The following is a 19,427-nucleotide window of genomic DNA, read 5'->3' as shown; positions in this document are numbered from 1 at the left end:
AGCCCCTTCCGGTCTGCCCTTTGAGTGGGCTAGAAGGCGCGGCATGACCCTTCGCAGCCTCCTCCGTGCCTCGTTCCTGCTCGCCCTCGTCGCCGCGGCTCCGGCGGCGCGCGCGGGCGGCTTCTCCACCACCAACGTCCAGCTCCTCCAGGGCTGGAACTTCGACAAGGCGATCGACACCTCGTTCGCCGGCAAGCTGAAGGACGGGACCAAGACCACGCTGACGCTGAACCACTTCTCGACGTGGGAGTACGGCGACAACTTCGCGTTCTTCGACCTGTCGCGCGGCCGCTTCGAGACCGACGACACGCAGTGGACGGACGCGTACGTCGAGTGGCACCCCCGCCTGTTCGTGAACCAGCTCCTCGGCCAGAAGGAGCCGCTGTTCGGCGTCATCCGGAACTGGGGCTTCGCGGGCGAGGTGAACCAGGGCGCCGGCTTCTACGCGTACATGGGCGGCCTCGGCCTCGACTTCGCCGTGCCGGCCGGCTGGGTGCTCGGCCTGAACGCGTACTACCGCTACGACAACTTCAACCGCCACGGCTGGCAGGTGTCGCCGTTCTGGACCGTGCCGTTCGCGGTCGGCAAGGTGCCGTTCCTGTTCACCGGCTTCATCGACGTGAACGGCCTGAAGGACGAGGGCGGCTTCTACACCGGGTCGGACAACGGCGTGGAGATCTGGTCGCAGCCGCAGCTGCTCGTGGACGCGCTCGCGCCGTTCGGCGGCAAGGCCGGCAAGCTGTACGTCGGCGTCGAGTGGTGGCTGCACTACTACAGCCTGGGCTCGTTCGAGGAGACCTCCTCGGCGCCGCAGGCGATGGTGCAGTGGACGGTGTTCTAGGGCCGAACCTCGATCCGCGTGTGAACGGCCGCGCTCCTGCGAGGGGCGCGGCCGTTTCCTTTCCTAGATCCGGACGAGCGTCGCGAGCCACGCGCGCGCCGGGTCGGCGCCGAGCCGCTCGAAGCGCGCCTCCCGGATCCGGGTCAGAGCGAAGATCGACCGGAACGCGTCGCCCACGTCGGACTCGGAGATCCGGAACGGGCCGGGGCCGGGTGGCTCCTCGTCGGAGAAGCAGAGCAGGTGCAGCGTCGAGCCCGGCGACAGCACCTCGGTGAGCGAGTGCGCGTAGGTCCGCCGCTCGGCGCGGTCGAACACGTGGAACAGGCCGCAGTCCACCGCGGTCTCGAAGCGCCGGTGCAGCGCCTTCAGGTCGAGCGCGTCGGCCACCAGGAACGGCACCGAGAGCCCGCGCGCGGCCGCCTTCTCGCGGGCCCGCGCGATCGCGGTGGGCGAGCCGTCCACGCCCATGACCCGCTTGCCGAGCGCGGCGAGGTGGAGCGCGTTCTCGCCGGTGCCGCAGCCCACGTCGAGCGTGTCGCCGACGATCTCGCCCGCCTCCGCCAGCGCCACCAGCTCCGCCTGCGGGCGCCCGATGTCCCAGGGCGGCGTGCCCTCGCGGTAGCGATCGTCGAACGCGCGGCGCTGCGAGTCGGCCATGGCATCCTCCGGCGCCGCCGCGGGCGGCGCGCCCCCCTTCTTGTCCCGCGCGCGGCCCGGGCGCAAGATCGCCCCATGCCGTTCGAGCCCGCCTTCATGTCCCGCCTCGAGGCGTTCCAGGCCGAGCTGGCCGAGGTCCGCGCGCCCGCCGACTGGATCGCGTTCCGCGCGCGCTGGTTCACCGACCTCCCCTGGCCCTCGCGCACGCCGGAGGCGCTCGCCGCCGCGCGCGGCGACGGCGCGCCGCGGGTGGTCGCGGGCCGCACCTTCCGCCGCGCGCCGCTGCCCGACGACCTCACGCCCGAGGCGAGGTACGCGTACTTCTCCGCGCTGGCGCGCGGCTTCGCGGCGATGTACCCGCACGACGCACCCGGCGCCGGCGGGTCGGCGGTGCGCCACCACTGCCCCGCGTGCGAGATCTTCTCCGACGAGCCCGGCGATCCGGCCTGCCCCGGCTGCGGCCGCCCGCTGCTCGCGATGCGGCTCGCGCCGCCCCCGCGCTGACGGCGACCGGCGCCCCGCCCGCGTGCGCCCGAGCGAGCGAGCGCGCGGCCGCGCCGCGCCTTCCTCGTGCGGGCGCCGACCCGCGGGGGCAATTTCGCTCCCGGCTCCAGGGAGTATCCTGCCGCCCGCTCTTGTCGAGCCGCGCGACCGCGCCAGCTCGAGGTGACCCCGATGATCAGCAGCGCAGCGAGCCGGGGCCCGGTGCGGCCGGAGACGGTCGAGCCGGGGCGGGGGGACGGCCAGGACGGCGGGGCCGGCGAGGCCGGCCCCGGGAAGGAGACGAGCCTGCGGCGCCCGCGCGCCGCCTCGGCGGCGGTGCGCCCCGAGGCGTGGCCGGCGCTCGCCATGTTCGGCGTGTGCGCCCTGCTCGCGGCCGAGACGGCGCTCCTCGCCGCCATCGGCCTCGGCGCGGGGGACGCGCTGCTGCCCGGCGGCGATCACGAGGGCGTGCTGTTCGGGGCCTCGCTCGCCGCGGCGGTGCTGGGCGGCGCGCTCGCCTCGATGACGCTGCTCCGCGCGCTGCGCGCCTCGCGCGCCGACCGCGACGGGCGCGCCCAGGCCGAGGCGGCGCTGCGCACCCGCGACGAGTTCCTCGGCCTCGCCGCCCACGAGCTGAAGACGCCGCTCACCGCCCTGTTCCTGGAGCTCGGCGCCGCGGGGCGCGACGCGGCCCGGCGCGGCGACGAGGCGGCGCGGGGGCACCTGTCGCGCGCCGATCGCGCCGCGCGACGGCTCGCCGAGCTGGTCTCGCGCCTGCTGGTGGACGCGCGCGCGGCCGCGGAGCCGCTCGCGCTCGAGGAGGTGGACCTCGGGGCGCTGGCGAACGACGCGGTGGACGCGCGCCGCGAGCTGTTCGACCGCGCCCGCTGCGACGTCACGGTTCGCGCCGAGGGCCCGGTGAGCGGGCGCTGGGATCGCACGCGGGTCGATCGCGCGCTCGCCAGCCTGCTCGCGAACGCCGCCAAGTACGGGCAGGGGCGGCCGATCGAGGTGACGGTCCGCGCCGAGGGCGCGCAGGCCCGGCTCTCGGTGCGCGACCACGGCATCGGCATCCCGCCGGAGCGCCGCGCCGCCATCTTCGACCGCTACGCGCGGGCGGTGTCGGCCCGCCACTACGGCGGCCTCGGGCTCGGCCTCTGGATCGCGCGCCGCGAGGCGCTCGCGCTCGGCGGCACGGTGACGGTGGAGAGCCGGCCCGGCCACGGCGCCGAGTTCACGCTGCGGCTCCCGGCGGGCGCGGTGGCGCCGCTGCGCGGGCTCCCCCGCGCGGCGGGGGGCGCGCTGGCCCGGGCGCCCGCGCGGGCGCTGCGCTGGCTGGCGTGGCGCAGCCGCCGGTGCTAGGTTCCGCGCCCGATGCTCCTGCACCCCGCTGGCGCGCCGCGGGGGGGCCCGTCCGGCCTCAGGTTTCCGGCGTTCCTCTGGGCGCTCCTCCACGTTCCGGTCTTCCTCGCCCTGTACGCGACCTCCATCGGGCAGGCCGTCCAGGCCACGCCGGCGCCGTACCGCGCCTGGCTCTGGCCGACGTTCCTCCCGCAGGCGCTGCTCCTCGCGCTCCTGGCGTTCGCGCTGGCGCTGCCGTTCTCGCTCGCCCCGCGCGCCTACCGCTTCGCGGTGGGGGCCGTGGCCGGGCTGCTCACCGGCGGGCTGGCGGTGGACGCGAAGGTGCTGCAGTCGGTGGGCTTCCACCTGAACGGCTTCTTCCTGCGCGTCATGCTGCAGCCGAACGCGCTGCGCGAGACCGGCGTGCCGCTCTCCGACGTGCTCCTGTTCCTCGGGGGCGCGCTCGCGCTGGTGGCGGTGGACGTCCTCGCCGGCGCCTGGTTCGTGCGCCGCTTCGCGGCCCCCGCGCGCCGCACCTGGCCGTGGGCGCTCGCGCTCCTGCTCCTCTCCGCGGCGGAGCGGGTGTACGGCGGCGGGCTCACCTACTTCGCCGGCTCCTCGGTGTTCGCCGCCTCCACCACGCTCCCGCTCCAGGTGCCCATCCGCATGCAGGGGCTGGCGCGCTCGATCTTCGGCGAGCGCACCAACGATCCCTTCGAGGGCACGAACGCCTCGAAGCGGCTGCCGGCCGGCGTGGACCCCGCCGAGCTCCGCTTCGAGCCGCGGCCCGACGTCCTGTTCGTGGTGGCGGAGAGCCTGCCCGCCGAGCACCTCGACGCGCGCACCATGCCGCGCCTGTGGGCGCGCGCCCAGGGCGGCGCGCGCTTCACCCGGCACTACGCCGCCGCCAGCTCCACGAACTACACGCTCTTCTCGCTCGTGTACGGGCTCCAGGCGCAGAAGCTCGAGGCGGTGGTCGGCGCGGGGCGCCAGCCGACGCTGTTCCCGGCGCTGACCCACAACGGCTACCAGGTGAAGGTCAGCGCGGCCTCCTGCGTGGACTGGATGGACCTGCAGAAGACCGTGTTCGGCGGGGTCTCCGACCTCGAGACCTGGTGCGACGGGAACGACCCGTCCACCCGCGACGCCCAGATGCTGAAGAGCGCCCGCGCGTTCGCGGCCCGGGCCGACCCGGCGCGCCCGGTGTTCCTGTTCCTCTTCTTCTTCGGCACCCACTTCAACTACTTCCACGAGCCCGAGGACCAGGTGTTCGCGCCGGCCTGGGACGGCCTGGGCGGCCTGAAGGCCACCCGCGCGCCGGGCCAGGAGATCGAGAACCGCGCCCGCAACGCCGCGCACGCGCTCGACCGCGCGCTCGACGCGTTCCTCGACGACTTCGCGCGGACCCGCGGGCGCGAGCCGCTCGTGGTCTTCACCGGCGACCACGGCGAGGAGTTCCGGCAGAAGGGGCACCTCGGCCACGGCTCGGCCGTCACCGACGAGCAGATCCACGTGCCGGCGGTGTGGCTCGGGCCGGGCGTGCCCGCCGGCGTGCGCGACACGGTCACCAGCCACGTGGACGTGGTGCCGACGCTGTTCTCGCTGCTCGGCGAGCGGCACGCGCCCTCGCTCTACGCCGACGGCGTGTCCATGTTCGACGCGCCCGAGGACCGGTTCGTGGTCTCGACGGTGGGCTGGGAGCCGCGCTACGCCGCCATCGGCAAGGACCTGAAGGTCACGATGTACGCCGGCATGGGCGGCGCGCAGATCACCGACCCCGACGACCGGCCGCTCCCCGACGGGCCGGCGCGGATGGCCCGGCAGGCCGGGCGGATCCTGCGCGCGCTCCGGGGCGAGTCCGAGCCCGCCCCCCGCGCCGCGGCCGCGCCGGCGCCCTGATCGCGCGCTCGCGCACCCGCGCGCACACCCGGCGCCGGCCGCCGCCTCGACGGCCGCTCCGGGCCCATGCTCTGCTCCGGGCATGCGCCGGATCGCCCTCGCCGCCCTGGCCGTGTCGCTCGCCTCCGGCTGCGCCTCGCGCGAGGCGCTGTGGCGCTACCGCGAGGAGGGCACGTTCGGCGACGGCGCGCCGCCGCTCCACGCCGAGCCGATCGGCGAGGGCGCCGAGTACCGGCTGGTGGCGGCCTCGCTCGGCGAGGCGGATCTCTCGGTGGAGCGGAGCGTGGCGGCGGTGGGCGACGCGCCGGTGCGGGTGGACCTGGGCCGGGTGCGCCTGCGCTCGGCGAGCGGCGAGGAGCTCCCGCTCGTGCGCGCCTGCCTGCTGGAGGCGGCCCCGCGCTGCACCGCGGGGGGCGCCTCGCGCGGCTTCGTGGCCACGCTCTCGCCCGGCGAGGTGGTGCGCTTCCGCGCCGACTTCGGCCCGGTGGACGGCCTCGGCCCGGACCGCGCGCCGAACCCCGAGGTGCTGAAGCTGACGCTCTCCGAGGAGGGCGTGTACGTCGGCGGCCGGCTCCAGCCGGTCACGGTGGTGCTGGAGAGGGTGCCGGCGCGATAGCCGAGCTACTCGAGCACCGTGCCCGCGGAGCCCGGCTCGAGCACCGCGGCGACGAGGTCGCCGGGCGAGAGCTTCCCGAGGATCACCACCGAGCGGGCGCCGCCGCGCAGCACCTCGAACGACTCCTCCAGCTTCGGGATCATGCCGCCGGAGATGGTGCCGTCCGCCACCAGCCGCTCGAACTCGGCGCGGGTGATGCGCGGGATGCGGCTCGAGGGATCCTTCACGTCGCGGAGCACGCCCGGGGTGGAGGTGACGAGCACGAGCGCGTCGGCGCGGAGCGCGCCCGCCAGCTGGCTCGCCACCGTGTCGCCGTTGATGTTGAGCGCCTGGCCGGCGTCGTCGCAGCCCAGGCACGCCAGCACCGGCACGTAGCGCCGCTCGAACAGGTCGCCGAGGAGCGGCAGGTTGAAGCCGACGACGTCGCCCACCAGGCCGAGGTCCACCGGCTCGGGCCCGGCGCCCTGCATCACCCGGGGCGGCCGGCGGGTGGCCTGGACGGCGTGGCCGCTCGCGCCGTGCAGCCCCACCGGCATGACGCCGTTCGCGAGCAGCCGCGCGCAGAGATCGACGTTGAGCTGTCCCGCCACCACGTACTTCATCACCTCGAGGGTGGCCTCATCGGTGTAGCGCCGGCCCGCCACCATCCGCGTCTCGAGGCCGAGCCGCTTCTGCAGGGCGGTCGCCTGCGGGCCGCCGCCGTGGACGATGGCCACCCGGTTCCAGCCGTCCACGAGCGTGCGCAGGTCGCGCGCCACCAGGTCGAGCTCCGGCGAGTGGACGATCTCGCCGCCCAGCTTGAGGACGATGGTCTTCATGGAGGCCAGGGGCCGGGATCGGCGAGCGAGGCCTTCTCGTCGAGCCCGAGCACGAGGTTCATGTTCTGGATGGCCTGGCCGGCCCCGCCCTTCACCAGGTTGTCGGTCGCGCCGAACAGCGTCACCGTGCGCCGTCCGCCGAGCGCCGGCCCCACCGCCACGCCCACCTCGGCGTAGTTCGAGCCGGACACCGCCGCGACCTCCGGCAGGCGCTTGCGCGGGACGCGCACGAACGGCTCGCCCGCGTAGGCCTCGCGGTAGAGGCGGTCGAGCCGGTCCTGCGTCCAGGCCTCCGGCAGCTCCACGAACGCGGTGGCGAGGATGCCGCGCGAGAGCGGCGCCGACACCGGCACGAACCGCAGCGCGAGGTCGCGCGCGCCCGCGGCGGCGAGCGTCTCGGTGATCTCCGGGACGTGCTGGTGCTCGAGCGGCTTGTACGTCTTGAGGTTTCCGGCGCGGACCGGGTGGTGCGTGCCGGCCGACGGCGCCACCCCCGAGCCGGAGGACCCGGTGATGCCCTGCACGTGGACCACGCCCTCGAGCAGCCCGGCGCGCGCGAGCGGCAGGAGCGCGAGCTCGATGGTGGTGGCGAAGCAGCCGGGCGAGGCGACGAAGCGCGCCCCCCGGATCCGCTCCCGGTTGAGCTCGGGCAGCCCGTAGACGAAGTCGGCGAGCCGCTCCGGGCAGGGGTGGACGTGCTTGTACCAGCGCTGGTACGCGGCGGCGTCCTTCAGCCGGAAGTCGCCGCTCATGTCCACGACCTTCACGCCGGGCAGCGCCGCGAGCTCCGGCACCTTCGAGGCCGCCACCGTGTGCGGCAGCCCGAGCAGCACGACGTCCATGCCCGCGGCCGCCTCCGCCGGGGGGATCCCCTCGAACGTGAGGTCGGTGACCGCCTCGAGGGCCGGATCGGCGGCCGAGAGCGGCTCGCCCACGAAGTCGATGGAGGCGACGCGGACCAGCTCCACCTCGGGGTGGACGAGGAGCCGGCGGATCATCTCCGCCCCGCCATAGCCGGAGCCGCCGATGACCGCGGCCTTGAAGCGCTTGCCGGTCGCCATGCGCCGCCCTTATACCGGGAGCGCCCTCGCCCGGCCAGCGCCGACGCGCCGCCCGCGCGGGCTTTGCCCCGCGCGCCCGCCGCTGGCGGGCGCCGCCGGGCCGGGGACGACACGGATGGCCGCAAGGATCGAGGACGCGCTCACCTGGCTGCAGGGACAGCGCGGCGCCATGGAGGCGCTGCTGGAGCGCCTGGTCGCGCAGAACTCCTTCACGCAGAACCGCGCCGGGGTGGAGGCGGTCGCGAACGTGGTGGCGGGGCAGCTCCGCACGCTCGCCATGGACGTGGAGCTGCGCCCCTCGCACCATTACGGCCCGCACGTCCTGTTCACCGGCCGCGCCGCGGGCGCGCCGGTGTTCCTCCTCGGCCACACCGACACGGTGTTCCCGCCGGGCACGTTCGAGGGGTTCCGCCGCGAGGGCGACCGGGCGCGCGGGCCGGGCGTGTTCGACATGAAGGGCGGCCTCGTCGTCATGCTGTTCGGGCTGGCGGCGGCGAAGCGCGCCGGGGTCCTGGAGCGGGTGGCGGTGCGCGGGGTGCTCGTCTCCGAGGAGGAGGTGGGCTCCCCCGAGTCGCAGCCGGTCATCCGCGCCCACGCCGCGGGCGCCGCCTGCGCGCTCGGCTTCGAGTCGGGCCGCCCGGGCGACCTGGTGGTCACGCGCCGCAAGGGCGTGGCCTCGGTGCGGGTCGAGGCGCGCGGGGTGGCGGCGCACGCGGGCAACGAGCACGAGAAGGGCAAGAGCGCCATCTGGTCGCTGGCGCGCTTCGTGGACCGCGCCCAGTCGCTCACCGACTACGCGCGCGGGCTCACCGTGAACGTCGGGACCATCGCCGGCGGCACCACCAAGAACACCGTGCCGGACGCGGCCTCCTGCGAGGTGGACCTGCGCTTCGAGACCGTCGCCGACGGGCAGGCGCTGCGCGAGGCGGTGGAGGCGGCCGCGCGGGACGCCGCCATCCCGGGCACGGCGCTCGAGGTGACCCCCGGCGCCTGGCGCGATCCGCTGGAGCGCACCCCGGCCTCGTCGGCCCTCGCGAAGGAGTACGGCGACTGCCAGCGCGAGTGCGGCCTGGGGCAGGGCGAGGCCCCGCTCGCCGGCGGCGGCTCGGACGCGTGCACCACCGGCGCGGCGGGCATCCCGACGATCGACGCGCTCGGCGCGCGCGGCAAGGCCTTCCACACGCTCGCCGAGGAGGTGGACCTCGGCTCGCTGGTGGCGAAGGCGAGCGCGCTGGCCCGCTTCCTGGCCCGCCGCGCCGGCTGAAGAGCCGCGCACCGCGGGGCGCTCGCCGCTAGCCGGTCGAGGGGCGCAGCCAGCGCCAGAGCCGCGCGGGGGTCGGAGAGAGCCGGAGCGCCAGCGCGCGGGCCGCGGCGCGGGTGCGCCCGCCGGTCCGCTGCGCCAGCCCCTCCAGCAGCCGGATCGCGTCGCGCCGCCGGCCGGAGCGCGCCCAGGCGCGCGCGAGCAGCAGCGTCGCCTCGCCGTGCCACGGCTCGAGGCGCCCGGCCGCGTGGAGCAGCCGCTCCGCCGGGCCGAGCGCGCGCGCGGCGAGCAGCGTGCGGCCGCCGCGCACCAGCGCCGCCACCGCGTCGGCGCGCCGCCCGCGCGACAGCTCCAGGCTCCCCATCTCCTCCCACAGGCCGTCGTCGCGCGGGAACGCCTCGGTGGCCTGCGCCAGCACCGCCAGCGCGCGGTCCACGAACCCGGCGCGGCGGTGGCCGTCGATGGCGGCGCGGAAGCTGCGCAGCGCCGCCTCGCGCTCGCCGCGCGCGGCGAGCAGCGGCGCCACCTTCCCGTGCACGGCGAGATCTTCGGGGTGCTGCGCGAGCACGCGCTGGTAGAGCGCCACCGCCTTCCGGCGGCGGCCGCGCGCCCGCGCCCGGTCGGCGAGCGCGAGCGTGGCGGTGCGGTCGATGGTGGGCGGCGCCTTGCGGGCGGGGCGACGGACGGTGCGGCCGGACACCCGCGAATCCTACGCTGGGTCCGCGCGGTCCGGAACGGCGACGTTCCACCGCGAGTGGGCGCCGCGCCTACCTCACCCGCCCCCGTCCCCAGCACGCGAGGATCCGGCGACCCGCCTCGGCGCGGGCGGCCGGGTCACCCAGCGTGAACCGCGCCACGGTGAAGCGAGGCCCCCGCGCGGGCGCCTCGCCGAACGCCGGATCGACGGCGATCCAGCCCGCCGGCCCGCGCACCTCGGCCCAGGCGTGCCAGGTGAACCCTTCCCCGTCGTGCGCCACGCCCACGGCCTGGCGCGCCTCGAGCCCGGCGCGCCGCGCCGCCGCGATCCAGGCCGCGGCCTGCGCCCGGCAGTCGCCCGGCCCGGGCGCGGCGGGCGGCGCGGCCGCGGGGGGCGGGGCCGGCGCGGGGGGATCGGCGGCGAGCCCGCAGAACGCGCGGGCGCGGTCCGCCTCGGCGGGGCCGGGGACGCGGACCGGCAGGCGCGGCGCCCGGGCCGGCGGCGCGGCCGCGGCGTCGCGGACGAAGCGCGCGCCCTGGTCCGGCAGCCGGACCTCGGCCGGGAAGCCGTCCGGCGCCGCCCGCACCTCCTCCCGCTCGCCCAGCACCTCCAGCGCGCGCGCGCCGTCCGGCAGCGCCGGGCCGGCGCAGGCGAGGCCGGTGCGCCCGTCCTCCTCGTCGAACGCGGGCAGGCACGCCGCGGCGCCGCCGCCCGCCGCCAGGCTCGCGAGGATCGCGAGCTCGGCCGCCGAGGCCGGCACCCGCCCCGGCGCCGCGCTCGCCGCCCGCGGCGCCCCGTCCTCGGTCCGGCGCACCGCGCCCGCCAGCCGGCCCTCCCGGTCCACCTCGGCCTCGACGCGGCGCACGCGCACCGCGCCGCCGGCCTCCTCCGGCGCGCGCAGCCAGGTCTCGAAGGTCAGCCGGCACCGCGCCCCGGCGCAGGCGACCCGCAGCTCGGCCGCGCCCACCGGCTCGCCGGAGAGCTCGACGCGGTAGCGCGCCTCGCCCGCCGGAAGCGCCGCCAGCAGCGCCGCCGCGGCGAGCGCGATCACGCCTCCTCCTCGCCGGCCGCCGCGGCGCGGCGCCGGGCCGCGCGCCGCCAGGCGATCCCGAGCACCCACAGGAGCGCGCAGGCGGCCAGCGCGGCCCAGGCGACGCGCGTGTACCGGTGCACGAGCTGGATGAGCTCCTCCTGGTTGTGCGCCAGGAACGCGCCGGCCGCGAGCAGCACCGCGTTCCAGAGCGCGGCGGACAGGCCGCCGAGGAGGAGCACGCGGCGGAGCGGGATCCGGGAGGCGCCCGCGCCGATGAAGATGAACGCCCGGACGCCGGGCAGGAACCGGTTCGCGACGAGCAGCCAGCCGCCCCAGCGGCGGTAGCTCGCCTCGAACCGCTCCAGCCGCCGCGCCTGCACGGAGAGCGCGCCGTGCCGGGCGGCGCGCGCGTCGAGCCGCCGCCCGAGCGCCGCGCCGACGCGGTGGTCCAGCCACGCGCCGGCCAGGCCGCCCGCGGTGACCGAGACGAACGTGAGCGGCCAGGAGATGGCGCCCTCCACCGCGTACCAGGCGCCGAGGACCACCAGCAGGTCGCCGGGGAACGGCGGGAACACGTACTCGACCAGGGTGGCGAAGAACAGGATCCCCGGCGCGTACGGCCCGGTGGTCGAGACGAGCGCGGCGAGCGCGTCGGCGAGGCGCTGGAGCGGGGTCACCGGCGCGCGATGTTACCCGAGGCGCGCGGCCGGCGCGCCGCCCGTGCGGCGCCGGGGCGCGCGGCCGCCCGTCAGGTGACCGTCCGGTGACGGCCCCGGACGAAGCCCACCACGTAGAGCACCAGCGCCGCGAGCAGGAGCAGGTGGATGGCGCCCACCGTCACCTTGAACGCGAGCGACACGATCCAGACGACCAACAGCACCGACGCCAGCAGCCAGAGCATCGCGACCTCCCGCCCCACAAGCTCGGCCCTGCACCGCGTTCGCGCCCGCCCCGCCGCCTTCCCCGCCGGCGCCCGCCCGCCGCGTGCTAACGTCCCGCGCGCGTGACCACCCGCGCCCGGCTCCTCACCTTCGGCCTCGCCGCAGCCTGGCTGGCGATCGGCTACCTGAACGTCGCGCGCGGGGCCTCGCACGCCGGCGCCGGCTACCGCTTCTGGTCGTTCCAGCACCACTGCTACTCCGACGTGATCGCGCTGCACGGCGACCGCTACCTGGGCGGCGGCCGGCCGCTGCCGTACCTCGAGGACCGGATCGAGTACCCGGTGCTGCTGGGCATCGCGCTGTGGCTCCCGAGCTTCGTCCCGGGCGGCGCGCTCGTGCACTTCACCGTGACCTACGCCCTGCTGGCGCTGTGCCTGTTCGCGGCGCTGCTCGCGCTGGAGCGGCTGCCCGGGGCGCGCCCGTTCTGGCTCGGCGCGACGCCGGCGCTCGTCTACTACGCCGGGCTGAACTGGGACCTGCTGCCCATCGCGCTCCTCTGCGCGGCGCTGCTCGCGCTCGCGCGCGGCCGCCCGGGCGCGGGCGGGGCGCTCACCGCCCTCGGCACCTCGGCGAAGCTGTTCCCGGGCGTGCTCGCGCCGCCGGCGCTCCTCGCGCTCGCCGCCGAGCCGTCGCGCGCGCCGCTCCTCCGCTTCGGCGCGGGCCTCGCCGGCGCGCTCCTCGCCGTGAACCTGCCGTTCGCGCTCGCCGCCCCGGAGGGCTGGAGCTGGTTCTTCCGCTTCAACGCCGGGCGCGGCGCCGAGAACTCGATCTGGGACGCGCTGGGCGTGGGGCGCGGCCCCTGGCTCGAGGTCCTCTCCACCGGGCCGATGCTCCTCGCGGTCGCGCTCGGCTGCGCCGCGGCCTGGCGCGCCGCGCGGGCCGGGGGCGACGCCCGCCGGGCGGTGCGGCTCGCGGTGGCGCTCGCGCTCACCGCCTGGATCGCCACGAACAAGATCTGGAGCCCGCAGTACGCGCTCTACGGCTTCCTGGCGGGCGCGCTCGCCGCCGCCCCCACCGGCCTCTTCCTCGTGCTGAGCGCGGTGTCCGTCGCCGACTTCCACGTCGCGTTCGAGGTCCGGGCCCGGCGCTGGGACCCCTGGTTCCGGGACCACCTGTTCCACCCGGACGGCGTGGTCCGCTCGGTGCTCTGGCTCGCGCTCGCCGCGTGGATCGCGCGCGAGCTGTGGCGCTGCGCGCGGGCCGCCCCGGCGGCCGGGACGGTCAGTAGTCCTTCGACCAGATGAGGCTCGCGCCGCCGGACTGCGCGTCGCCGTAGCGCGACTCGAACGTCCAGCGGCGGGTGATCTGGTACTCCACCCGCACCTCGTTCACGTTCTGGCCCTGCTCGAGCTGCACGTCGAAGCGGCGCGTGTAGCCGACGTACATCTTGTCGGTCACGTACTTGCCGGCCCGGAGCGCGCCCGCGTCCACCGCCACCGTGTCGAGCGGGAGCTTGTCCGCGACCAGGTTCTTGAACGCCTGGGTCGCCACCGCGCCCAGCGCGGCCCGACCCGCCTCCTCGCCGGTGAGCGTCCCGACCCCACCCGAGCCGGGCTTCAGCTCGGTGCGGCCGGTGGCGATGAGCAGCGCGATCTGCCCGTCGTCCATGGGCGGCTGCGAGGAGAGGCGGATCTCCGGGTCGGAGATCGGCCCGGCCACCGCGACCGTCACCTTCGCGACCGGGTTGTCGTACACCGCCTCCACGTCGAGCAGCGCCGCCTTCGGCGGGCCGCCGGTGAACGTCACCTTGCCGCGCTCGATCTGGAAGTTGCGGCCGCCGATGGGCTCCACCTCGCCGCGGACCACCTCGACGGTGCCGGTGGCGAAGTCGTTCGCGCCGGTCAGCTCGTAGGTGACGTTCGCCTTCAGCTCGACGCGGATGCGCGGGTTGTCGCTCACCACCATGAGCCGGCCCGGGACGACGAGCTGCGCCGTGAGCGTGAACGGCCGCTCCCCCGGCCCGCGCGGCACCGGCAGCGGCCCCTTCTTCGGCGCCGGCTGGCGCCCGACCACGATGTCGCGGCGGCGCTCGAGCGACTGCAGCGTGCGGGGCGCGCGCTTGGGCAGGCGGATGGTCCCCCGCGGCACCGTGAGCTTCACCTGCAGCGCGCCGGGCTGGTAGGCCCCGGTCGCGTCCACCTGCAGGTCGAGCGTCGCGAGGTCCATGCCCGCGTGCATGATGGGCAGCTCGCGGCTGACGATCCGGCCCTCCAGGCGCGCGTCCGGGCCGCCCATCCCGCGCAGCGCGCCGTGCGCCTCGAACGAGCCGTGCGCGCGGCGCGCCGCCACCCGGCGGATCTCCACCGCGTCGTCGGTGACGGTCGCGTCCACCTCGATCTGCGTCCAGTCGCCGTACTCCGAGACCGCCAGCCTCCCGTCGGCGAGCCGCACCGTCCCGCGCGGCGACGGGCGCTCGAGCGGCCCGCGCGCGGTCACGTCGGCCTGGAGCTTCCCGGACGCGGTCCGCACCCAGCCCGGCAGCACGGCGGGCAGGAAGCCGAGGTCGAGGTCGCGGGCGCGCAGCGCCAGCTCCGCCGGCGCCCGGCGCAGGTCGGCGGCGCGGGTGTCGAGGCCGAGCGGCGCGCCCACCGAGGCGGTCGCCTCGAGCGTGCCCCCGGCCTTCGCGGCGAGCGTCACCCGGCCGCTCCCGCGCCCCTCCGCCCAGCGCGCCTGCGCGGTGGCGTCGCCGAGCGGGCGCCCCTCGACCTGCAGCCCGCGCCCCTCCGCCTCGAGCGCGAGCCGCGGGGCGGCGAGCGTCCCCTCCGCCGTGAGCCGCGCGTCCACCGTCCCCTCGACGAGCAGCGCGCTCGTGGAGGTGCGGGCGAGCGACGCGTGCGGCACCACGAGGGACACCGACAGCGGCGCGCTGCGCAGCCCGCCGCGGGCCAGCAGCCGCTCCGGGGCGGCCCCGAGCGACCCCTCGCCGCGCAGGAGCTCCTCGCCGCCCATGGCGAGCCGCACCGTGGCGCCCACCCGCTGCGCGCCGGCGTCGGCCTCGAGCGCCACCCCGAGCCCGCTCGCCCCGCCCCAGGCCCCGCCCTCCACCTGGAACGCGGCCCGCCCGCGGGGCGCCGCGAGCGTGCCCTCCAGCCGCGCGTCGCCGCTCAGCCTTCCGGCGAGCTCGTCCGGCAGGCCCAATCGCCCCGCCAGCGCGGCGAGCTCCAGCCCCGGCACCCGCGCGTCCACCGCGGCGCGGCCGGCGCGCAGCGCGCGCAGGGCGGCGGCGGGCCGGGTGAGCAGCTCGGAGAGGTCGAGCGGCACCTCGCCCCGGACCGAGACCGCCGGGCGCCCCTCCAGCGTCGCCTCGAGCCGCGCCGAGAGCCGCTCGCCCGGCGCGTCCGCGGTGAGGCCGAGGCCGATGGCCGACAGGTCGTCCCAGGCGCCGCCGGTGAGCGAGGCCTCGGCGCGGAGCGAGGGCGCGCCGATCGCCCCCTCCAGCGTGGCGTCCAGCGACACCTCGCCGCTCGCGGGCAGCGCCGCGCCGGCCGCGTGCAGGATGGGGCCGAGCGGCAGCGCCTCGCCGCGGAGCCGCGCCGCCACCGGCTCGCCCGGGCGACCCTGCATCGGCAGCGGCAGCTCGAGGCGCACGTCCGCGGTGCCGCCCGCCGCGCGCGCCGCGGACAGCTCGATCCGGGCGCGCCGGGCGCCGCCGTCCCAGCCCACCTCGGCGACCGCGCTCAGCCCGTCGAGCCCGCGGAACCGCCCCTCGGCGAGCGTGAGGTGCCCCTGCGCCACCGGGCGCCGCGTGGTGCCGGAGACCGACGCCTGCGCGGCCACGAGGCCGGCGAGGCCGGCCCCGCGCGGGAGCAGCCCCACCGGCAGCCCCTCCAGGCGCAGCGCCTCGACCTCGGCCCGGGCGTCGAGCGCGCCGCGCGCCCCGATCCCGCCCTCCAGCCGGATCCGCTGCGCCCCCGAGGCGAGCTCGAGCCGGTCCACCCGCGGCCCGGTGAGGAACAGCCGCGCCGGCGCGGTGAGCGCGTAGCGGGTGCCGGGGTAGGCGACGGCGAGCTCGCGGAGGATCACCTCGTCGCCGCGCTCGGTGCGGACCGCGCGCGCCTGCACCGCCACCGGCTCCCGCCCGAGCGCCGGGACGTCCGCCGAGGCGTCCAGCCGCGCGTCGGCCGCGGCCAGCTCCGCGTCGAGCAGGAGCGCGCGGGCCAGCTCGGCGCCGCCGCTGCGCACCCGGTCGGCGGTGAGGTGCAGCCGGCCGGTGACCGCGCGGAACGGCCCGGCCACGTGCCCGACCCCCTTCGCCCCGGCGAGCGCGAAGCTCCCGAGCGCCAGGTGCGGCGCCTCCACGGTGCCGTCCAGCACCGGCGCGCGCGAGGTGCCGGACAGCGTCGCCTCGACCCGGGCCCGGCCGGCGAGCGGCGGCAGCGCCTGGCCCACCAGCCGCTCCGCGTTCGCGGCGAGGCGCGCCAGGTCGGCGGCGTCGGCGGAGACGCGGCCGGAGACGCCCGCGCCCGCGCGCCAGCGGCCGGACCCGAGCACGGCCACCCCCGGCGCCTGCAGCGTGAGCCGCTGCACCTCCCAGCTGCCGCGGTCGGCGCGGGCGGTGAGCTCGCCCGGCCCGAGCTCGCCCCCGCGCAAGGTCGAGCGCGCGAGCGACACCTGGGCGCGGCCGCGCAGGTCGTCGAGGTCCTCGCCCGCCACGCCGCCGCGGGCCCGCAGCGTGACCGCGCCGCGCGGCAGGCCCGACCAGATCCGCGACGGGTCGAGCGCGTCGAGCGCCACCTCGGCGCCGAGCGCGCGGGACCCGTCGAGCCGCACCGCCGCGGCCGCGTCGCCGCCGCCCCGGGCCTCGCCCGCCCGCGGAGCCACGTGCACCGCCGCGGTCGCGACGGCCCCGTCCGACTCGGCGTAGCCCGACGCGGCGAGGTCGCCGCCCAGCGCCACCCCGGGCGCGAGCGCGCGGAGCTTCTCCGAGTCCACCCCGAGCCGCGTGATCGCCACCCGCCCGCTGCGCCGGGCGAGGTCGCCCTCCCCCACCGCCTCGAGCACCGTGTCCCCGTGGCGCGCCCGGAGCACCGAGACCCGCAGGACGTCGCCGTCGCGCGCCAGGCGCACGTCGAGCGCGAGCGCGCCCGCCACCGGCAGGTCGGCCTGGCCGCGCAGCCGGAGCTGGACCCGGGCCCGCCGCGGGCCGACCACGCCGCGGGCGTCGAGGTCGAGCGCCTGCGCCTCGAGGCGGGTCGCCCCCTCGCCGTCCACCCACCACAGGTCGCCGCCGCGCAGCGTGAGCCGCTGCACCCGCAGCGTCCAGCCGGCCCCGTCCTCGCGGCGCGGCTCGGGCGCGCCGGGCGGGCGCGGCGGCGAGGGGTGCGCGGGCGCGAAGGCCCGCGCGATCGACAGCCCGCCCTCGCCCTCCTCGACGAGGACCGAGGGCCGGTCCAGCTCGGCGGTGAGGCCGATCACCCGGTTGCGGAGGCGGGTCGCGTCCGCGAACACCGCGGCGCGCCCGACCTCCAGCACCAGCCGCCCCTCCGGGTCGAACACCCGCAGCCCGTGCAGCTCGATGCCGCCCTGCGGCAGGACCGTGATCTCGTCGAGCTGGAAGCTCCCGGCCAGAGCGTCGTCGGCGATGCGCACCAGCGCGTTCGCGACGAGCGGGCGGCCCGCGCCCCACGACGCGAAAAGGACCGCCGCGGAGAGCGCCACGCCGGCGAGCGCGGCGAGCCCGAGGAGGAGCCAGCCCACCGCGCCGAGCACGGCGCCGACGGCCGCCGCGGGGCGCACTAGAACGCCTCGCCGATGGAGAGGTGGAACGCGATCCAGGGCTCGCGGTGGGTGGCGGGCACGGTGCCCACCACGTTCCCGGCCTTGTCGTAGATGGGCGCGCCGGCGTTCTCGACGCTGGGCACCGCCGGGAAGCGCTGGTCGAACGGCACCCCGGCGGCGAGGTTGGTGGGGAGTTGCACGCCGACGTCGAAGCGCACCGGGCCGAACGGGGTGCGGTAGCGGAGGCCCAGGCCGCCGGCCCACTGGAGCCGGGTGGGGTCGAGCACGTCGCGGTAGGCGGTGGGCACGCCGGAGGGGCGCGAGACGTTGCCCGCGTCCACGAAGAGCGCCGCGCCCCAGGTCCGCGTCAGGTCGAGGCGCAGCTCCAGCGAGCCGTCGGCGAGGCCGTTGCCCCCCACCGGCACCCAGTCGCCGTCGCGCAGCACCATGGGGGCGAGCCGGCCGGTGTAGTAGCCGCGCATCGACTGCGGGCCGCCGGCGGTGAAGCGGGCCACGATGGGCGGCTCGCCGGACTGGTTCACCGGGACGAGCGCGCCCACCCGGGCGCGCGCCGCCAGCACCAGCTTCTGGCCCAGCGGCACGAAGCCGCGCGCCTCGGGCAGGAAGCGCAGGTAGCGGTACCCGTAGCCGCCGACGTTGAAGCCCTCCTGCACCGCCAGCATCACCCACACGCCGCGGCGCGGGTTGAGCGGGTCGTTGCGCCCGTCCCAGCCCACCCGCTGCTCCAGGTAGGACAGCAGGCACACGCTCCCCTGGCAGTTCTGCAGCTCCGGCCCCTGCTTCGCCGGCTGCGTGGGATCGAACGTGCTCACCGCGTTCTCGAGCTGGTAGACCTCCAGGTTCCAGCTGGGCACCAGCGTGAGGCGCCGGGCCAGGCGGAACGGGAAGCCCACCCGCAGCCGCTCCGACCAGAAGTCGTAGGCCTGCTCCAGGCCGCGCTCGATCTCGAGCCGCGCGGTGGCGTCGATGCGCCGGCTGATGGCGCCCGGCTGCGAGAACTCGGCGGTGGCGAGCGCGATGGGCCCCTCCTTCCGCGGCCGCGCCACCAGCCAGGCGTACCCGGCGCGCAGCTCGAGCTGCAGCTTGCGCAGGTCCCCCATGAAGTTGCGATGGGTCCAGCCCACCGTGCCGTTCACGTCCCAGCGCGTGTTCGCCTGCACGCCCACGCCCGGGCCGGCGCGGAGCGTGCGGAACGGCACCTCGCGCACCGCCACCACGATCGGCACCACCCCGCGCTGCGCGTCCGGCGCGCCGCGGGTGACGCGCACCGCGCCGAACACGCCCAGGTCGAACACCCGCGCCTGCGCCTTCGCCAGCTGGTCGTCGGCGAACCAGTCCCCGGGGTGGATCTCGATGCCGGCCTGCTCGCGCACCCGGTCGCGCGGCACCGCGGCGGTGCCGGCCACGAACACCGGGCCGAACCGGTAGCGCGTGCCCGGCGTCACCTCGTAGCGGACCTCGGCCGCGTGCTCGGCGGGCAGGATCTGGGCGCGCTGCGTCACCGCGGCGTCGGCCCAGCCGGTGTTGCGGAGCGCGTGGAGCAGCGCGCCGCGGGCGCCGTCGTAGGCGCGCTCGGTGAAGCGCTCGCCGGAGCGGATCGGCAGCGCGCCGACGCGGGCCTTCGCCTCGGGGGCGGCGTCGAGGCCCGTGACCTCGACGCTCCGGACGAGGATGGGCTCGCCCTCCTCCACCCGCATGACGACCTTCGCCCGGCCCGGCCCGTCGGGCCGCACCTGCACGTCCACCACCTTCGCGTCGTAGAAGCCGCGCTCGCGGTAGTAGGCCTCGACGCGCTTGCGGTCCACCGCGAGCGCGTCGGCGTCGAGCCGCCGCGCCTCCTGCCAGGCCCAGCGGTCGGAGGGCTGGGTGGCGAGCTTCGAGGCGATGTCGCCGGCGTCGAGCGCGTGGGTGCCCTGGATCTCCAGCCCGTACAGGACCGGCTCCTCGCCGGGCTTCGCGCGCGCGGCCATGCACCCGGCGGCGGAGAGCGCGAGCAGCGCGGCGAGCGACAGGGCGAGGCGTCGGGGCACGGGCGCACGG

The 19,427-nt window shown here is 77.5% G+C and carries 16 protein-coding genes; 7 read left to right on the top strand and 9 right to left on the bottom strand.

Annotated features, from left to right (window positions below; all coding sequences use genetic code 11):
• Positions 1–43: 43 nt before the first annotated feature.
• Positions 44–841, top strand: a complete 798-nt coding sequence (locus ADEH_RS00920; protein WP_011419237.1) for an ion channel protein Tsx — start codon at positions 44–46, stop codon at positions 839–841.
• Positions 842–904: 63 nt separating this feature from the next.
• On the opposite strand, the gene ADEH_RS00915 is transcribed toward ADEH_RS00920, so the two are convergent.
• A complete protein-coding gene (locus ADEH_RS00915) occupies positions 905–1,498 on the bottom strand; it encodes a class I SAM-dependent methyltransferase (protein ID WP_041453240.1) in 594 nt (197 codons plus the stop codon).
• 75 nt (positions 1,499–1,573) lie between these two features.
• Here ADEH_RS00915 and ADEH_RS00910 point away from each other — a divergent pair, with 75 nt between their 5' ends.
• The 4 genes from ADEH_RS00910 to ADEH_RS00895 all read left to right on the top strand — a co-directional run bounded on the left by ADEH_RS00910 (position 1,574) and on the right by ADEH_RS00895 (position 5,837).
• Positions 1,574–2,002 carry a hypothetical protein gene (locus tag ADEH_RS00910; protein ID WP_041453239.1) on the top strand — a complete coding sequence of 143 codons (429 nt, stop codon included), beginning with the start codon at positions 1,574–1,576 and terminating at the stop codon, positions 2,000–2,002.
• 171 nt (positions 2,003–2,173) lie between these two features.
• On the top strand, positions 2,174–3,343 hold the full coding sequence (locus ADEH_RS00905; RefSeq protein WP_011419235.1) for a sensor histidine kinase: 1,170 nt from the start codon (positions 2,174–2,176) through the stop codon (positions 3,341–3,343).
• 12 nt (positions 3,344–3,355) lie between these two features.
• The gene (locus ADEH_RS00900) at positions 3,356–5,221 is read left to right on the top strand and encodes a sulfatase-like hydrolase/transferase (RefSeq protein ID WP_011419234.1); all 1,866 of its coding nucleotides are present in this window, start codon (positions 3,356–3,358) and stop codon (positions 5,219–5,221) included.
• Positions 5,222–5,303: 82 nt separating this feature from the next.
• Positions 5,304–5,837 carry a hypothetical protein gene (locus ADEH_RS00895; RefSeq protein ID WP_011419233.1) on the top strand — a complete coding sequence of 178 codons (534 nt, stop codon included), beginning with the start codon at positions 5,304–5,306 and terminating at the stop codon, positions 5,835–5,837.
• A 5-nt stretch (positions 5,838–5,842) separates the two neighbouring features.
• On the opposite strand, the gene argB is transcribed toward ADEH_RS00895, so the two are convergent.
• Positions 5,843–6,655, bottom strand: coding sequence for an acetylglutamate kinase (argB, locus tag ADEH_RS00890; protein ID WP_011419232.1), 813 nt, complete (start codon positions 6,653–6,655; stop codon positions 5,843–5,845).
• Positions 6,652–7,716: an N-acetyl-gamma-glutamyl-phosphate reductase gene (argC, locus tag ADEH_RS00885; RefSeq protein ID WP_011419231.1), complete on the bottom strand. Its 1,065-nt coding sequence runs from the start codon at positions 7,714–7,716 to the stop codon at positions 6,652–6,654. The genes argB and argC overlap by 4 nt, the downstream gene beginning before the upstream one ends.
• A gap of 115 nt (positions 7,717–7,831) precedes the next feature.
• On the opposite strand from argC, the gene ADEH_RS00880 reads away from it, so the two are divergent.
• Positions 7,832–8,980, top strand: a complete 1,149-nt coding sequence (locus ADEH_RS00880; RefSeq protein WP_011419230.1) for a M20 family metallopeptidase — start codon at positions 7,832–7,834, stop codon at positions 8,978–8,980.
• A 28-nt stretch (positions 8,981–9,008) separates the two neighbouring features.
• On the opposite strand, the gene ADEH_RS00875 is transcribed toward ADEH_RS00880, so the two are convergent.
• From ADEH_RS00875 to ADEH_RS23045, 4 genes are all read right to left on the bottom strand, one after another.
• Entirely contained in the window at positions 9,009–9,677 is a 669-nt protein-coding gene (locus ADEH_RS00875) for a tetratricopeptide repeat protein (protein ID WP_011419229.1), read from the bottom strand.
• 67 nt (positions 9,678–9,744) lie between these two features.
• Positions 9,745–10,725 carry a transglutaminase domain-containing protein gene (locus ADEH_RS00870; RefSeq protein WP_011419228.1) on the bottom strand — a complete coding sequence of 327 codons (981 nt, stop codon included), beginning with the start codon at positions 10,723–10,725 and terminating at the stop codon, positions 9,745–9,747.
• On the bottom strand, positions 10,722–11,384 hold the full coding sequence (locus ADEH_RS00865) for a DedA family protein (protein ID WP_011419227.1): 663 nt from the start codon (positions 11,382–11,384) through the stop codon (positions 10,722–10,724). The genes ADEH_RS00870 and ADEH_RS00865 overlap by 4 nt, the downstream gene beginning before the upstream one ends.
• Positions 11,385–11,455: 71 nt before the next feature.
• On the bottom strand, positions 11,456–11,608 hold the full coding sequence (locus tag ADEH_RS23045; protein WP_157061330.1) for a lmo0937 family membrane protein: 153 nt from the start codon (positions 11,606–11,608) through the stop codon (positions 11,456–11,458).
• Positions 11,609–11,710: 102 nt separating this feature from the next.
• On the opposite strand from ADEH_RS23045, the gene ADEH_RS00860 reads away from it, so the two are divergent.
• Positions 11,711–12,892 (top strand): membrane protein, encoded by a 1,182-nt coding sequence (locus ADEH_RS00860; protein ID WP_011419226.1) that lies wholly within the window; start codon positions 11,711–11,713, stop codon positions 12,890–12,892.
• Here ADEH_RS00860 and ADEH_RS00855 read toward each other — a convergent pair.
• Both ADEH_RS00855 and ADEH_RS00850 read right to left on the bottom strand, forming a co-directional pair.
• Positions 12,870–17,384 carry a translocation/assembly module TamB domain-containing protein gene (locus ADEH_RS00855; RefSeq protein WP_011419225.1) on the bottom strand — a complete coding sequence of 1,505 codons (4,515 nt, stop codon included), beginning with the start codon at positions 17,382–17,384 and terminating at the stop codon, positions 12,870–12,872. The two genes, ADEH_RS00860 and ADEH_RS00855, sit on opposite strands and share 23 nt — an antisense overlap.
• Positions 17,384–19,417, bottom strand: a complete 2,034-nt coding sequence (locus ADEH_RS00850) for a BamA/OMP85 family outer membrane protein (protein ID WP_041453238.1) — start codon at positions 19,415–19,417, stop codon at positions 17,384–17,386. The genes ADEH_RS00855 and ADEH_RS00850 overlap by 1 nt, the downstream gene beginning before the upstream one ends.
• Positions 19,418–19,427 lie beyond the last annotated feature (10 nt).

The organism is Anaeromyxobacter dehalogenans 2CP-C (genome assembly GCF_000013385.1).
Lineage (GTDB): Bacteria > Myxococcota > Myxococcia > Myxococcales > Anaeromyxobacteraceae > Anaeromyxobacter > Anaeromyxobacter dehalogenans_B.
The sequence above is the reverse complement of the archived record's forward strand: the minus strand, read 5'-3'. Positions and strand labels throughout refer to the sequence as shown.